This is a genomic window from Pseudoduganella aquatica (genome assembly GCF_009857595.1).
In the GTDB taxonomy this organism is placed as follows: Bacteria; Pseudomonadota; Gammaproteobacteria; order Burkholderiales; family Burkholderiaceae_D; genus Rugamonas; species Rugamonas aquatica_A.
Window position 1 is genome coordinate 296,700 of record NZ_WWCU01000001.1, and the last position, 14,753, is coordinate 311,452.

Consider the following 14,753-nt stretch of genomic DNA (forward strand, 5'->3'; position numbering starts at 1 on the left):
TCGCGCTCTGGCAGCTTACTTGGTTTCCGCGAACAGTTCGCGGCCGATCAGCATGCGGCGGATTTCGCTGGTGCCCGCGCCGATCTCGTACAGCTTGGCGTCGCGCCACAAACGGCCGACCGGATACTCGTTGATGTAGCCGTTGCCGCCCAGGGTCTGGATCGCCTCGCCGGCCATCCAGGTGGCTTTCTCGGCGCTGTACAGGATGGCGCCGGCGGCGTCCTTGCGCAGCTGGCGCACCGCTTCCGGCGACTTGGCGCGGTCGCAGGCCTGGCCCACGGCGTAGACATAGGCCTTGCAGGCCATCATGGTCGAGTACATATCGGCGAGCTTGCCCTGCATCAGCTGGAATTCGCCGATAGGCTGGCCGAACTGCTTGCGGTCGTGGATGTAGGGCACGACGGCGTCCATGCAGGCCTGCATGATGCCCAGCGGGCCGCCGGACAGCACGGTGCGCTCGAAGTCCAGGCCGGACATCAGCACGTTCACGCCCTTGCCCAGGCCGCCCAGCACGTTCTCGGCCGGCACTTCGCAGTCCTCGAACACCAGCTCGCCGGTGTGCGAACCGCGCATGCCCAGCTTGTCCAGTTTCTGCGCCACCGAGAAGCCCTTGAAGCCTTTTTCGATCAGGAAGGCCGTCATGCCGCGCGGGCCGGCTTCCAGGTCGTTCTTGGCGTACACCACCAGCACGTCCGCGTCGGGGCCGTTGGTGATCCACATCTTGGTGCCGTTCAGCACCCAGCGGTCGCCCTTCCAGTCGGCGCGCAGTTTCATGCTCACCACGTCGGAACCGGCGTTCGGCTCGGACATGGCCAGCGCGCCCACGTGCTCGCCCGAGATCAGCCTGGGCAGGTATTTCTGCTTCTGCTCTTCGGTGCCGTTGCGCTTGATCTGGTTCACGCACAGATTGGAATGCGCGCCGTAGGACAGGCCCACCGAGGCGGACGCGCGCGAAATCTCCTCCATCGCCACGATATGGGCCAGGTAGCCCATATTGGCGCCGCCGTATTCCTCGCCCACGGTGATGCCCAGCAGGCCCAGGTCGCCCATCTTGCGCCACAGGTCCATGGGGAACTGGTCGCTGCGGTCGATCTCGGCGGCGCGCGGCGCGATTTCGGCGGCGGCGAACTCCTGCACGGCGGAGCGCAGGGCGGCGATGTCTTCGCCGTGGTCAAAGGTCAGGCCTGGGAGATGGAGCATGTCGTCCTCATTCTTCTGGTTGGAGTGGTGAAGCGCCCATGATACGCCGATGTGACGTTAACGTAAACGTCAAGTGGCCTGGGGTTCCGTGATGGCGGCCAGCAGGCGCCGGCATTCGTCCTCGTGGGCGGTCAGCTCGGACAGCGCCATTTCGATGTCCTCGCGCTGCTGTTCCAGCGTCACGCGGTGCTGGTTCAGCACGCCCAGGAAACGGTGCATCTGGGCGCTGGTGTCCTTGGGCGACTCATACATGTCGACCAGGCTCTTGATTTCGGACAGCGACAGGCCGAGGCGCTTGCCGCGCAGCGTCAGCTTGAGGCGGGTGCGGTCGCGCGGCGTGTAGACGCGGTTGCGGCCGCCGGCGCCTTCGCGCGAGGGGCTCAGCAGGCCCTGGTCTTCGTAAAAGCGGATGGCGCGCGCCGTGATGTCGAATTCGCGGGCCAGTTCGGTGATGGTGTAGGTTGGCATTTTAATAAAATCGGCTTCAACTTCCGTTTACGTAACGTCAAATACATTGTAGCCCATCGCGGCACGTACAGTCGGTGGCAATTGACGACTGCTTATGGCGTATCGTGCGACGGCCTAAATCGCGTGTCGTCATGATATGTTACAAAGCAAGCGCCAAGACCGGGTAAGATCCGTGTCGAACGAACGTTCAATCTATAAATTCAACGTCTAAATTCAATTTGCCGTATCATTCGTTATCACAAATTAAATTTGGACAATATGCGGGCGCCCCTGGCGCCAATGAATGAGCAATGTTAAATTTCAAGTTCTCTGTTGACACAGTTCGTCTGACATGTCGAGAGACTGACTTTCATTGCATGATATGAAATAGTGCAACTATGAATTCTTCTAACGAACGCGAAAGTTTTAGCCAGCGCTTGCAGCAGGCTCTGAAAAACGCCCACTACTCTCCCGACAGCCCAACCCGTCTGGCCCGCGAATTTAACATTCGTTTTGACGGACGCCCCATAACGGTGCACGCAGCGCGCAAATGGCTGGTTGGCGAAGCCATCCCCACTCAGGAAAAGCTGCGCATGATCGCCCAATGGCTGGGTGTGCCGGCCGACTGGCTGCGTTTCGGCGGCCCGGAAGCGGCGGCCCCCGCCAGCGACAGCGGCAGCGGCCTGTCCCGTTTCGAGTCGGCCGACGTGAAACTGATCGCCGATTTGCAGCGCCTGGACGAGCATCACCGCCAGATCGCGCGTGAATTTATTCGCATGCTGGTGCGGGTGAACTACCAAAAGTAACAAAACGGCGCGCCGTTCTTGATAGATTCATAAATTAAAGAACGAGTGTGCCACAATCAAGCGTATCCGTGCGTTTCCACCGAATGTTCGGGCTCCGATAGCGAATTGTCACAGTTTCGAAACGGAATTGGTGCACAATAGGGCTGCGCAATGCACGCGCTATTTCAGGAGTCCGGATTGAGCCGCTTGATGAGAAACAACTACAGCAATGTAGCGCAGCTGAAAGACCTGATGACCGCCCCGCCGATGACGGCCGCCCGCCATGCCGAACTGATGCGTAAGCGCATCGCGCAGCGGCGCATGCTGGAAGAAGCGAGGGAATTGAAGCGTGCCAGCGGCAGCTTCGAGAAGAGTTAAAGCAGGCTAGCTCAAGCCGCCCCAGCGCGGCGCCAGCTGGTGTTCCAGGCCGAACAGGTCGAGCACGCGGGCCACCGTGTGGTCCACCATGTCGGCGATGCTCTGCGGCTGGTGATAGAAACTGGGCAGGGGCGGGAAGATAATGCCGCCCATTTCAGTGACGGCCGTCATATTGCGCAGGTGCGCCAGGTTGAACGGCGTTTCGCGCACCATCAGCACCAGGCGGCGGCGCTCCTTGAGCACCACGTCCGCCGCGCGCGCGATCAGATTGTCCGACAGGCCGTGCGCCACCGACGCCAGCGTCTTCATCGAGCATGGCGCGACTATCATCCCATCCGACTGGAAAGACCCGCTGGCGATGGACGCGCCGATATTGTGCTGCTTGTGCACCACGTCGGCCAGCGCCTCCACTTCCTTGCGCTGCAAGCCGGTTTCCTGGTGCAGGGTCAGCACGGCCGCGTCCGATACCACCAGGTGGGACTCCACCTGGGGCAATTCCTTCAACACTTGCAGCAGCCGCACCCCATACACGGCGCCCGTGGCGCCGGTGATGGCGATGACCAGCCGCCGCCGGCGATCAGGCATCCAGCAGGGCCTTCAGTTCGCCCGACTCAAACATCTCGTTCATGATGTCCGAACCGCCGATGAACTCGCCCTTCACGTAGAGCTGCGGAATGGTAGGCCAGTTCGAGTATTCCTTGATGCCCTGGCGGACTTCAGGATCGTCCAGCACGTTCACGGTGGCGATATTCTCCACGCCGCAAGCTTTCAGGATCTGGATGGCGCGGCCGGAAAAGCCGCACTGCGGGAACTGGGCGGTGCCCTTCATGAACAGGACCACAGGCGTGTTGGTCACGGTTTCTTTGATCCAGGTTTGTACGTCGCTCATTGCTGCCTCGGGGGAAATTGAATAGATGCCGACATTTTATAAGAAATGCGGCCCCCGCGTGCTTGACACGGCGAAATTCCGCGCTATTATGTCGTTAATCGCTATATCGATAGTCGATATAGCGAAATACGATACAAGGACTGGCGATGCCGGACATTCATTATTCGAAGTATCTGCCCCTGTCGGAAGCGACTTTCTACGTGATGCTGGCGCTCAACGAACCTTTGCACGGCTACGCCATCATGCAGAAGGTGGAAGCGATGAGCGGCGGCAGCGTCACGCTGGGGCCGGGCACGCTGTACGGCGTGTTCGGCACCCTGGAAAAGCAGGCGCTGATCGTCAAGGTGGCGGAGGAGGAGCGGCGCAAGGTGTACGCGCTGACGGAACTGGGCAGGGCCGTGCTGGCGGAGCAGGTGCGGCGCCTGGAAATCATGGTGGGCAATGCACGCGCATTGCTGGACGCGGCTGGGGAGACGAAATGAGCGCAAGCATCGTACGGAAGTACAAACTGTGGTTCGTGTGGCAGGACGAGGAGCACCAGCAGTGGCTGGAGCAGATGGCGCGCGAGGGCCTGCACCTGCGCGACACCAACGCCATCGGCATGCACACCTTTGTGCGCGGCGCGCCGGCCGACATGGTCTACCGCTGGGACGTGCGGAAGGGCACGCCGGACTACCTGCAGCTGTTCCGAGACGCGGGCTGGGAGCACGTGGCCAGCACGGTGGGCTGGCACTGCTGGCGCAAGGCGCGCCAGCCGGGCGCGACGCCCGAAATCTTCACCGACACGGCCGGCAAGCTGGCCAGGAACGGCCGCATCCTGCTGCCGCTGGGCCTGGCGCTGATTGCGCAAGTGCCGATGATCGCTTCCCACCGCAACTATCTGGCGGCGCTGGCCGGCCAGGACGCCGCCTTCCAGGGCACCGCCCTGGCGGCGCTGTGGGTGGGCGCCGCCGCCGCGCTGCTATGCCTGTTCGGCTGCATCAAGCTCGGCCTGCGCATGGCTGCGCTCAAGCGCCTGTAAAGCGCCTAGCCGCGCAGCTTGGCGAAGGCGGCGGCCATGGAGCCGGCGATCGCCGGTTCGCGGCTTTGGTTCTTCTGCTGCTGCCCCATGGCGCGGCGGTCGCCGCGGTCGGCGCGCTGCTCGGGCTTGCTGCCGGCGGCCGGCGCGCTGTCGCTCAGCCGCATGGTCAGCGCGATGCGCTTGCGCTTGGGGTCGACTTCCAGCACTTTCACCTTCACCACCTGGCCGGCTTTCACCACCGTGTGCGGGTCTTTCACGAAGGTGTTGGACAGCGCGGAGATGTGCACCAGGCCGTCCTGGTGCACGCCGATGTCGACGAAGGCGCCGAAGGCGGCCACGTTGGTGACCACGCCTTCCAAAATCATATCCGGACGCAGATCGCTGATTTCCTCCACGCCGTCTTTAAAGGTGGCGGTGGTGAACTCGGGGCGCGGGTCGCGGCCGGGCTTTTCCAGTTCCTTCAGGATGTCGGTCACGGTCGGCACGCCGAATTTGTCGTCCGCGTACTTGGCCGGGTTCAGCGACTTGATCAGGCCGCTGTCGCCGATCACGCCCTTGATGTCTTTCTTGATATCGCCCAGGATTTTTTCCACCAGCGGGTAGGATTCCGGGTGCACCGCCGAGGCGTCCAGCGGGTTGTCGCCGCCCACCACGCGCAGGAAGCCGGCCGCCTGTTCAAAGGTCTTGTCGCCCAGGCGCGGCACGTTCTTCAGGCCGGCGCGCGAGGTGAAAGCGCCCTTGCTGTCGCGGTAGGTGACGATGCTTTGCGCCACGCTGGCCGACAGGCCGGACACGCGCGCCAGCAGCGGCGCCGAGGCCGTGTTGACGTCCACGCCCACCGCGTTCACGCAGTCCTCCACCACGGCGTCCAGCGAGCGCGCCAGCTGGGACTGGCTCACGTCGTGCTGGTACTGGCCCACGCCGATGGATTTCGGGTCGATCTTCACCAGCTCGGCCAGCGGGTCCTGCAGTCGGCGCGCAATCGACACGGCGCCGCGGATGGACACGTCCAGGTCCGGCAGCTCGCGCGAGGCGAATTCGGAGGCCGAGTACACCGACGCGCCCGCTTCGGACACGACGATCTTGGTCAGCTTCTGTTCCGGCAGCATCTTGATCAGATCCTGCGCCAATTTGTCGGTTTCGCGCGAGGCGGTGCCGTTGCCGATGGAGATCAGCGACACATTGTGCTTGGCGGCCAGCTTGCTCAGCGTATGCAAGGCGCCATCCCAGTCGTTGCGCGGCTGATGCGGGTAGATGGTGGCATGTTCGACGACTTTGCCGGTGGAATCGACCACGGCCACCTTCACGCCGGTGCGCAGGCCGGGGTCCAGGCCCATGGTGGCGCGCTGGCCGGCCGGGGCCGCCAGCAGCAGGGCTTTCAGGTTGGTGGCGAAGACATTGATGGCGTCGGTCTCGGCACGTTCGCGCAGCGCGCCCATCAGTTCGCTTTCCAGGTGCATAAAGCTCTTCACGCGCCAGGTCCAGCGCGCCGTGTCGGCCAGCCATTTGTCGGCCGGGCGGCCGGCGTTCTTGATGCCGAAACGGGCCGAGATGCGGCTTTCGCAGGGATTGTGCGGCGCGTCCCACTTCGGTTTCTCGGCTTCCGTGTCCAGGCGCAGGGTCACATCCAGAATGCCTTCGCGGCGGCCGCGCAGCAGCGCCAGGGCGCGGTGCGAGGGCACGGTGCCTATGGTTTCCGAGTAGTCGAAGTAATCGGCGAATTTTTCGCCTTCCTCCTGCTTGCCTTCCACGACTTTGGACTCAACTATACCGTGATCGGTCACATATTCGCGCAGCGACTGCAGCAGCGTGGCGTCCTCGGCGAAGCGCTCCATCAGCACCTGGCGCGCGCCGTCCAGCGCCGCCTTGGTGTCGGCCACGCCCGGATTGTTGCCGTCCGGCGTGGTGAACGGCTCGCGCAGATAGGCGGCGGCTTCCGTTTCAGGCGTCAGTTCCGGGTTGGCCAGCAGGGCGTCGGCCAGCGGCATCAGGCCCGCTTCGATGGCGATCTGGGCCTTGGTGCGGCGTTTTTGCTTGTAGGGAAGATACAAGTCTTCCAGGCGGGTCTTGTCCTCGGCGTGCATGACGGCGTCCAGCAGGGCCGGCGTCATTTTGTTCTGCTCGGTGATCGAGGCCACGATGGCGGCGCGGCGGTCCTCCAGCTCGCGCAGATAGCGCAGGCGCTCCTCCAGCAGGCGCAGCTGGATATCGTCCAGGCCGCCGGTGGCTTCCTTGCGGTAGCGCGCGATAAAGGGCACGGTGGCGCCTTCGTCCAGCAGGGCGACGGCGGCGGCAACCTGGGCCGGCTTGGCGGCCAGTTCGATGGCAAGGCGTTGTTCGATGGTAGGCAGCATGAGCGGATTCCTGTGGTGACCAGGCCGGAATCATACTCAAACCCGGCCCATGCGCCAAATGCTACGCCCTATGTTGGAAGAAACACAAACAAGAGTTCGGCTAAACCGGATAATATTGCATGTTGCAGTTTTTGAACCGCCTTCAAACCGTCATCGATCAGTAATATTTGTACAGATAATGCGCACTATGGATTTGACCCGCGACGAAACCCGCGAAACCCCCACCGCTCCCGCCCCGGCCCCCGCTCCGGCATCGGCGCCTGCTCCGCAGCTGCCCTATGCCGTGGCCACCTGGCTGCAGCGGGTGGACGCTGCTGCGCATCCGAAAGCCAAGCTGCTGGCCGCCGAACCCGATCCCAAGCAGGCGCAGCCCCAGTACAAACTGATTTACGTGCTGGCGCCCACCAGCGGCGGCCGCCACGTGGCGCTGTGCCTGTACAAGGCGCGCCTGCGGCCTAACGGCGACGTGGCCGCCGCCACCCCGGTGAGCGAAGTGTTCTCGCTGCTGTCGGCCCCGCCCAGCTTCCTGGCGGCCGGCGATGACGATTTGATACGTTTCTTCGTTGCCATGCGCAGCGGCCCGAATTCCCAGACCGGCACCGCCACCGAGCCGCGCGGCAAGATAGGCGCGGCCCTGCTGACCATGCTGGCCGAGCAGGACAAGCTGCTGTGGGCCAATTCCTGGGCCGACGTGGGCAACGGCCTGGTCTATCCGATGAAGTTCGGCCCCCTGCGCCAGGCCAACCTGGCGTGGCGCGAGGAGGGCAAGGGCCTGCGCCTGGGCTGGGCGGTGGAGCCGCCCGAGGGCGCGCGCCACCACGGCGCCGACCAGATCGACTACATGCTGCCGACCGAACCGCCGTGGTATATCGACAACCTGTCGTGCGGCGAGCTGTTCCTGAACCAGGGCGGCGCCGAGATTCCGCTGGCCGAGCTGCAGGCGCTGGTGGCGCAGGCGCCATTGCTCACCAGTAACGACAAACTGCGCGTGTCCCAGCTGCTGCTGGCCCACGGCCTGCAGCAGCTGATGCCGCTGCCGCAGCCGCTGCCGCAGCGCATCCGCCAGGACGTCAAGCCGCGCCCCATCCTGGTGCTGGACGCGGCCATGCTGTCGGACGGCAGCACCCAGCGCTGGCACGACTACGCGGTGCTGTCCTATGACTACGACGGCGAGCGCGTCTCCTTCGACCCCTCGCAGCGCGTGGTGCGCCAGCGCGGCGAGGTCACCGAGGTGATACAGCGCGACGAGCAGGCCGAGGCGGACGCCCTGGCCACCTTGAACGCGCTCGGCTTCCGCAAGCCCGGCGCGCTGCCGCTGTCGAGCGTGCGCGGCGGCCTGTTGCTGGCCGGCCAGGCCGACTGGCTGCGCTTCGCCGCCGACGGCGTGGACGAGTTGCTGGCCCAGGGCTGGCAGGTGGAAAAATCGGCCAAGTACCGCTATGACGTGAGCGCGGTGGACGGCTGGTACGCCGAGGTGGAGCCGGACGAGGCCGACGGCGGCAACGCCTGGTTCGACCTGGAACTGGGCATCACGGTCGACGGCGAGCGCATTCCGCTGCTGCCGGTGCTGGTGCACATGATACGCAACGCCCCGCTGGACTTCAGCCTGAAGACGCTGGCCGGCCATGCCGAGGAAGACCAGATGCTGGCCACGCTGCCCGACGGCACCCGCGTGGCGCTGCCGTGGAACCGGGTCAAGCCCATCCTGGCAACGCTGGGCGAGCTGTACTTCAACGACAAGATCAAGCATGCCGTCCACATGGCCACGCTGGACGCGGCCCGCCTGGACGAGCTGGCCCGCAGCGTCGACTTCGAGTGGACCGGCGGCGAGGAATTGCGCGACATGGGCCGCAAGCTGAACCAGTTCACCACGGTGAAGCGAGTGCCCACTCCGGCTGGACTGCGCGCCACGCTGCGCGATTACCAGGCCGACGGCCTGGCATGGATGCAGTTCCTGCGCGAATACAACCTGGCCGGCATCCTGGCCGACGACATGGGCCTGGGCAAGACGGTGCAGACCCTGGCCCACATCCTGGTGGAAAAAGAGGCCGGCCGGCTGACGCATCCGGTGCTGGTCATCGCGCCGACCAGCCTGATGGGCAACTGGCAGGACGAGGCCGCGCGCTTCGCGCCGGACCTGCGCGTGCTGCTGCTGCAAGGCAAGGACCGCATGCAGCAGTTCGAGCAGATCCAGCAGTCCGACCTGGTGCTGACCACCTACGCGCTGCTGCCGCGCGACGAGGAAAAGCTGCGCGAGCAGGAATTCCACATGGTGATCCTGGACGAGTCGCACTACATCAAGAACACCCGCTCCAAGGCGGCCCAGAGCGCCGGCCTGCTGAAGGCCAGGCACCGGCTGTGCCTGTCCGGCACGCCGCTGGAGAACCACCTGGGCGAGCTGTGGTCGCAATTCCATTTCCTGCTGCCAGGCCTGCTGGGCGACGAGAAATCGTTCAACGCCCAGTTCCGCCACCCCATCGAGCGCCAGGACGATCCGCAGCGCCGCGCGCTGCTGAACCGCCGCATCAAGCCTTTCCTGCTGCGCCGTACCAAGGACAATGTGGCCAAGGAACTGCCGGCCAAGACCGAGATGGTGCGCAAGGTGGAGCTGACCGGCGCCCAGCGCGACCTGTACGAGACCGTGCGCCTGGCCATGGACCAGAAAGTGCGCGAGGAAATCGACCGCAAGGGCGTGGCGCGCAGCCAGATCGTCATTTTGGAAGCGCTGCTCAAGCTGCGCCAGGTGTGCTGCGACCCGCGCCTGGTGAAGTCGCTGCCGTCGAAAAAGCAGACCGCCGGTTCGGCCAAGCTGACCGATTTGATGCAGATGGTGGAGGATTTGCTGGAAGAAGACCGCAAGATCCTGGTGTTTTCGCAGTTCACCTCGATGCTGGAGCTGATCGAGGAGGAGCTCGAGCTGCGCGACATCCCGTATGCGCTGCTGACCGGCGAGACCAAGGACCGCAGCGCCCAGGTGGCCGCCTTCCAGCAGGGCGCGGTGCCGATCTTCCTGATCAGCCTGAAAGCCGGCGGCGTGGGCCTGAACCTGACGGCGGCCGACACCGTTATCCACTACGACCCGTGGTGGAACCCGGCGGCCGAGAACCAGGCCACCGACCGCGCCTGGCGCATCGGGCAGGACAAGCCGGTGTTCGTGTACAAGCTGATCGCCAAAGGCACGCTGGAGGAGAAGATCCAGGTGCTGCAGCAGAAAAAGTCCGACCTGGCGCAATCCATCCTGGCCGAGGGCGAATCGCAGAAGATGGCGCTGACGCAGGAAGACCTGCAGCAGATCTTCGCACCGCTGGCGGACTAGGCCATGGACAGCGCCGGCGAACTGCACAAACTCATACTCGACCACAGCAGCGAAGTCCACTTCCTGCTGGACCTGCGGGACGGCAGCCACGGCCGCATCCAGTACCTGAGTCCGGCGGCCGGGCGCCGCTTCGGCTACACGCTCGAGCAGGTACAGGCGCTGTCGGACCAGCTGGTGCACGACCTGCCGCTGCGCCTGGAGCGCTTTGCCGCCGGCGAGCGCAGCCGCGTGCGCGTCACGCGCGAGCTGGACCTGCCGCACGCGGACGGCCATCTGATCCCGGTGGAAATCGAGTCCGCGCTGGTGCTGGACCCGGTCGGCAGCCCCATCGCGCTGGCCGGCTCGGTGCGCGACGTGAGCGAGCGCCGGGACTGGCAGGCGCAGCAGAAGAAGTTCGCCTCCATGCTGTCGCACGAGTTCCGCACCCCGCTGTCCACCATAGACGGCGCCATCCAGCGCCTGGAGATGACGGGCGCGCACCACGACGAGGCCACCCGCAAGCGCTACACCAAGATCCAGTCGGCGGTCGACCGCCTGCTGGGCATGCTGGACGAATACCTGTCGCCCGAGCGCATGGCCAGCATAGGCCGCAAACGCCAGCCGAACGAGGTGTCGCCGCTGGCGCTGCTGGAGAATGCCGCCGAGCAGGCCAGTCCGCGCCGCGCCACCGTCCGCGTGGTGGACCAGGGCCTGCCGCAGTGGATGCGCTGCGATCCCGCCGGCATGCGCCTGGTGCTCGATATCTTGCTCGACAATGCTATTAAATACACGGAAGATGGCTGCGAGATAACGCTTGTCGGCAAAAAAGCAACAGAAGGCGGCATAGAGTTGTCGGTATCGGACCTGGGGGCTGGCATACCGGAGGACGAAGTCGGTAAGCTGTTCGAGAAGGGCTTCCGTGGCCGTGACGCCGCCGGCACGCCGGGCTCCGGCCTGGGCTTGTACATGGCGCGCGCGGTGGTGGAAGTCCATGGCGGCACGCTGACAGTGGAAAATTTTGCTGAAAGCGGCAAGAAATTTCGGATTTGGCTGCCTGTACCGGCGTGAGCCGGGAAAAACCTTGCGCCGCGCGATTGCAACCGTGATAATTCTCGCACGCAAGCTTCGGCTTGCAACCATTTTGAGATTGGCGCATCAATGACGCAAATACTGATCGTGGAAGACAATCTGGACTACGCCGAAGAAATGGCGGAGTTCCTGACTGAGCTTGAACACGAAGTCCACATCACCAACAACGCCGGCGACATGTGGTCGGCCCTCAGCCAAGGCAACGTTGGCGTGGTGGTGCTCGACCTGGGCCTGCCCGACGAGGACGGCTTCAACGTCATTCCGCGCATGCGCCAGCTATACCCGCACATCGGCCTGCTGGTGCTGACCGGCCGCGTGGCCTTCGACAACCGCATCCTGGGCCTGCGCCTGGGCGCCGACCATTATCTGACCAAGCCCATCAAGTTCCCGGAACTGGCCGCCCATATCGAGGCGCTGGACCGCCGCGTCGGCCCGCAAGAGCCCGCGCCCGTGATCAACAAGTGGACGCTGAAAGTCAGCGCCCGCCTGCTGGAGCTGCAGGGCCAGGCCATCACGCTGACTGAAAAAGAGTGCAACTTCCTGCACCTGCTGACGATTAACACCCGTCCGGTGCCGCGCCAGGTCATCGTGGCCGGCATAGGCGGCGACGATCCGGACGCCGGCCGCCGCGTGGACATGCTGGTGTACCGCCTGCGCAAGAAGGCGCGCAGCGGCCTGGGCGAGGACCTGCCCCTGCGCAGCGCCTACGGCGAAGGCTACAGCTTGTCCGCCAGCTTCAATCTCTCCTGAGTATGTGACGCCGCCGATGCGCGGCGTGACATTTCGATAGTTTCCAGTAGTCACTTTTCATCTACTATGGGTTTCCAGGCGCCGCCTGTGGTCCGGGTGTGGTTGCGGCGCGTCCTCACGGGAGACGGGTGTGATGAAACTACGGAATCTGAAAATCGGTACGCGCCTCGGCGGCGGCTTTGGCGTCGTCATGCTGATGATGCTGTTGATGGCGGCGGCGGGCATCTGGCGCCTGCAGACGGTGGGGCAGCTGAGCGAGGAGATGGTCGGCAGCGCCATGCTCAAGGAGCGCCTGACCGCCGAGTGGCACAACCTGATCAGCGTCAGCGGCGTGCGCGTCATCGCCTTTGCGCGCAATACCGAGCAGGTGGAATCGAAGGCCGAAGCCGATAAGGCCGCCGCCACCCGCGCGCGCGTCAACGCCATCCAGAAGCAATTGGAGCCCCTGCTGTCCAGCGGCGAGGAATTGCGCCTGCTCGAGGCCGTGGCGGTGGTGCGCAAGCGCTACGCCGCCACCCGCGACGCGGTGTTCGCCCTTAAAAAGGGCGGCGACGCCGACGGCGCCCGCAGCATGGTCGAGAGCCAGCTGGAGCCGCAGTTCGCGGCTTACCAGGAGGCCGTCGAGCGCATCGGCCAGCACGAGGCCGGGGTCGGCCGCGTGCTGGCGGCCCAGGTGCAGCAGCAGTTCCGCGACGGCCGCCTGTTCCTGCTGGTCACGGCCGGCGGCGTGCTGCTGCTGGGCAGCTGGTTCGCCGTCATGCTGACGCGTTCGATCACGGCGCCGCTGGGGCAGGCGGTGCGCGTGGCGCAAACCGTGGCGGCCGGCGACCTGAGCAGCGATATCGCGGTCGCCAGCCGCGACGAAACCGGCCAGTTGCTGCAGGCGCTGAAGGACATGAACGCCAGCCTGGTGCGCATCGTCGGCCAGGTGCGCGGCGGCACCGAGACCATCGCCACCGCGTCCGGCGAGATCGCCAGCGGCAACCTGGACCTGTCGGCGCGCACCGAGCAGCAAGCCAGTTCGCTGCAGCAGACCGCTTCCTCCATGGAGGAGCTGACCGCCACCGTCAAGCAGAACGGCGACAATTCGCGCCAGGCCCACACGCTGGCGCTGTCCGCCTCGGACGTGGCGCAGCGCGGCGGCGCAGTGGTCAGCCAGGTGGTCGACACCATGGGCTTGATCAACGCGTCCGCGCACAAAATCGTCGACATCATCGCCGTCATCGACGGCATCGCTTTCCAGACCAATATCCTGGCCTTGAACGCGGCGGTGGAAGCGGCCCGCGCCGGCGAGCAGGGCCGCGGCTTCGCCGTGGTGGCCTCCGAGGTGCGCAATCTGGCCCAGCGCAGCGCGGCGGCGGCGCGCGAAATCAAGGTGCTGATAGGCGATTCGGTGGAAAAAGTGTCCACCGGGGCGCGGCTGGTGAACCAGGCCGGCAGCACCATGGAGGAAATCGTGGTCAACGTGCAGCGCGTGAGCGACATCATCGGCGAGATCACGGCCGCCAGTGTGGAGCAGACCAGCGGCATCGAGCAGATCAACCGCGCCATTTCGCAAATGGACCAGGTGACGCAGCAGAACGCCGCCCTGGTCGAGGAAGCCGCCGCCGCCGCCGCCGCCCTGCAGGACCAGAGCCAGGCGCTGGCCTATGCCGTGAGCGTGTTCCGGCTGGCCGGGCAGCCGTCCCGCCAGCGCGCCCTGGCCGTGCCTTCATAAAAAGGGACAGAGTCGAGCCGATTTTTCCGCGTGGCGGAATAAATGGGGACATAGTGGAGGGAATGCGGTAGTATCGGGCTTCCAATACTACCTTCCTGCTTGTTATGGCCCGCTTACCCCGCCTTATCGTCCCTTTCCAGCCCCACCACGTGGTCCAGCGCGGCCTGAACGGCCAGGCCATGTTCCAGGACGCCGACGACTACACGGCCTTCCTCGGCTGGCTGCGCAGCGCCGCCAAAAACTGGAAAGTGGCCGTGCACGCCTATGTATTGACGCCGAACGAGCTGCATTTCCTGCTCACGCCCTGCGACGAGGACGGCCTGGGCCTGATGATGCAGTGGATAGGCCGCTACTACGTGCCCTACTTCAACCAGAAATACGGCCGCTCCGGCACGCTGTGGCAGGGCCGCTACAAAACCTCGGTCATCGACGCCGAGACCTATTTGATGAGCAATAGCCGCTATATCGAGTTCCTGCCGGTGCGCTGCGGGCTGGCGGGGCGGCCGGAGGACTATCCCTGGTCCAGCTACGCCCACCACACCGGCGTGCGCTCCGATCCGGTGGTGACCGACCATGCCCTGTACTGGGCGCTGGGAAATACCCCCTTCCAGCGCGAAGCCGCCTACCGGGAGCTGGCGGGCGCCGACCTGTCGGCCGAGCAGATCGCCATTGTGGAGGGGGCCGTGCTCAAAGGCTGGCCGCTGGGTTCGGAGCGCTTCAAGACCGAGCTGCAAAACCGCGTCAAACGCCAGGTATTGCCCGCCAAGCGCGGCCGCCCGTTCAAGAAAACCGTGCCTGCCGAGAGCGAGGATTGACTGTGTCCCTAAT

General features: G+C 64.9%; 14 protein-coding genes. 9 read left to right on the forward strand and 5 right to left on the reverse strand.

Translation table 11 applies throughout. From position 1 onward, the window contains the following. Positions 1–15: 15 nt before the first annotated feature. Both GTP77_RS01425 and GTP77_RS01430 read right to left on the reverse strand, forming a co-directional pair. Positions 16–1,200 (reverse strand): isovaleryl-CoA dehydrogenase, encoded by a 1,185-nt coding sequence (locus tag GTP77_RS01425; RefSeq protein WP_161070372.1) that lies wholly within the window; start codon positions 1,198–1,200, stop codon positions 16–18. Between the two features lie 69 nt (positions 1,201–1,269). After that, the gene (locus tag GTP77_RS01430; RefSeq protein ID WP_161070373.1) at positions 1,270–1,668 is read right to left on the reverse strand and encodes a MerR family transcriptional regulator; all 399 of its coding nucleotides are present in this window, start codon (positions 1,666–1,668) and stop codon (positions 1,270–1,272) included. A 377-nt stretch (positions 1,669–2,045) separates the two neighbouring features. Between GTP77_RS01430 and GTP77_RS01435 the strand changes: the two genes are divergently transcribed. Then, a complete protein-coding gene (locus GTP77_RS01435) occupies positions 2,046–2,453 on the forward strand; it encodes a hypothetical protein (protein ID WP_187358568.1) in 408 nt (135 codons plus the stop codon). A gap of 189 nt (positions 2,454–2,642) precedes the next feature. Further along, complete coding sequence (locus tag GTP77_RS30160; protein WP_187358569.1) at positions 2,643–2,810, forward strand: hypothetical protein; 168 nt, start codon at positions 2,643–2,645, stop codon at positions 2,808–2,810. A 6-nt stretch (positions 2,811–2,816) separates the two neighbouring features. On the opposite strand, the gene GTP77_RS01440 is transcribed toward GTP77_RS30160, so the two are convergent. Both GTP77_RS01440 and grxD read right to left on the reverse strand, forming a co-directional pair. Continuing rightward, complete coding sequence (locus tag GTP77_RS01440) at positions 2,817–3,395, reverse strand: UbiX family flavin prenyltransferase (protein ID WP_161070374.1); 579 nt, start codon at positions 3,393–3,395, stop codon at positions 2,817–2,819. Then, the gene (gene grxD / locus GTP77_RS01445) at positions 3,388–3,699 is read right to left on the reverse strand and encodes a Grx4 family monothiol glutaredoxin (protein ID WP_132134412.1); all 312 of its coding nucleotides are present in this window, start codon (positions 3,697–3,699) and stop codon (positions 3,388–3,390) included. The genes GTP77_RS01440 and grxD overlap by 8 nt, the downstream gene beginning before the upstream one ends. A 146-nt stretch (positions 3,700–3,845) precedes the next feature. Here grxD and GTP77_RS01450 point away from each other — a divergent pair, with 146 nt between their 5' ends. Together GTP77_RS01450 and GTP77_RS01455 are read left to right on the forward strand one after the other, a co-directional pair. Beyond that, positions 3,846–4,181 carry a PadR family transcriptional regulator gene (locus GTP77_RS01450; RefSeq protein ID WP_161070375.1) on the forward strand — a complete coding sequence of 112 codons (336 nt, stop codon included), beginning with the start codon at positions 3,846–3,848 and terminating at the stop codon, positions 4,179–4,181. Continuing rightward, positions 4,178–4,720 (forward strand): DUF2812 domain-containing protein, encoded by a 543-nt coding sequence (locus GTP77_RS01455; protein ID WP_161070376.1) that lies wholly within the window; start codon positions 4,178–4,180, stop codon positions 4,718–4,720. Before GTP77_RS01450 ends, GTP77_RS01455 begins: the two co-directional genes overlap by 4 nt. A 5-nt stretch (positions 4,721–4,725) precedes the next feature. On the opposite strand, the gene GTP77_RS01460 is transcribed toward GTP77_RS01455, so the two are convergent. Further along, complete coding sequence (locus GTP77_RS01460; RefSeq protein WP_161070377.1) at positions 4,726–7,074, reverse strand: Tex family protein; 2,349 nt, start codon at positions 7,072–7,074, stop codon at positions 4,726–4,728. 187 nt (positions 7,075–7,261) lie between these two features. On the opposite strand from GTP77_RS01460, the gene GTP77_RS01465 reads away from it, so the two are divergent. From GTP77_RS01465 to GTP77_RS01485, 5 genes are all read left to right on the forward strand, one after another. Then, positions 7,262–10,390 (forward strand): DEAD/DEAH box helicase, encoded by a 3,129-nt coding sequence (locus GTP77_RS01465; protein WP_161070378.1) that lies wholly within the window; start codon positions 7,262–7,264, stop codon positions 10,388–10,390. Positions 10,391–10,393: 3 nt separating this feature from the next. Continuing rightward, the gene (locus tag GTP77_RS01470; RefSeq protein WP_161070379.1) at positions 10,394–11,437 is read left to right on the forward strand and encodes a PAS domain-containing sensor histidine kinase; all 1,044 of its coding nucleotides are present in this window, start codon (positions 10,394–10,396) and stop codon (positions 11,435–11,437) included. 90 nt (positions 11,438–11,527) lie between these two features. Next, the gene (locus GTP77_RS01475) at positions 11,528–12,208 is read left to right on the forward strand and encodes a response regulator transcription factor (RefSeq protein WP_161070380.1); all 681 of its coding nucleotides are present in this window, start codon (positions 11,528–11,530) and stop codon (positions 12,206–12,208) included. Positions 12,209–12,341: 133 nt separating this feature from the next. After that, positions 12,342–13,925: a methyl-accepting chemotaxis protein gene (locus GTP77_RS01480; RefSeq protein ID WP_161070381.1), complete on the forward strand. Its 1,584-nt coding sequence runs from the start codon at positions 12,342–12,344 to the stop codon at positions 13,923–13,925. Between the two features lie 104 nt (positions 13,926–14,029). After that, positions 14,030–14,740, forward strand: a complete 711-nt coding sequence (locus GTP77_RS01485; protein ID WP_161070382.1) for a transposase — start codon at positions 14,030–14,032, stop codon at positions 14,738–14,740. Positions 14,741–14,753: the final 13 nt, after the last annotated feature.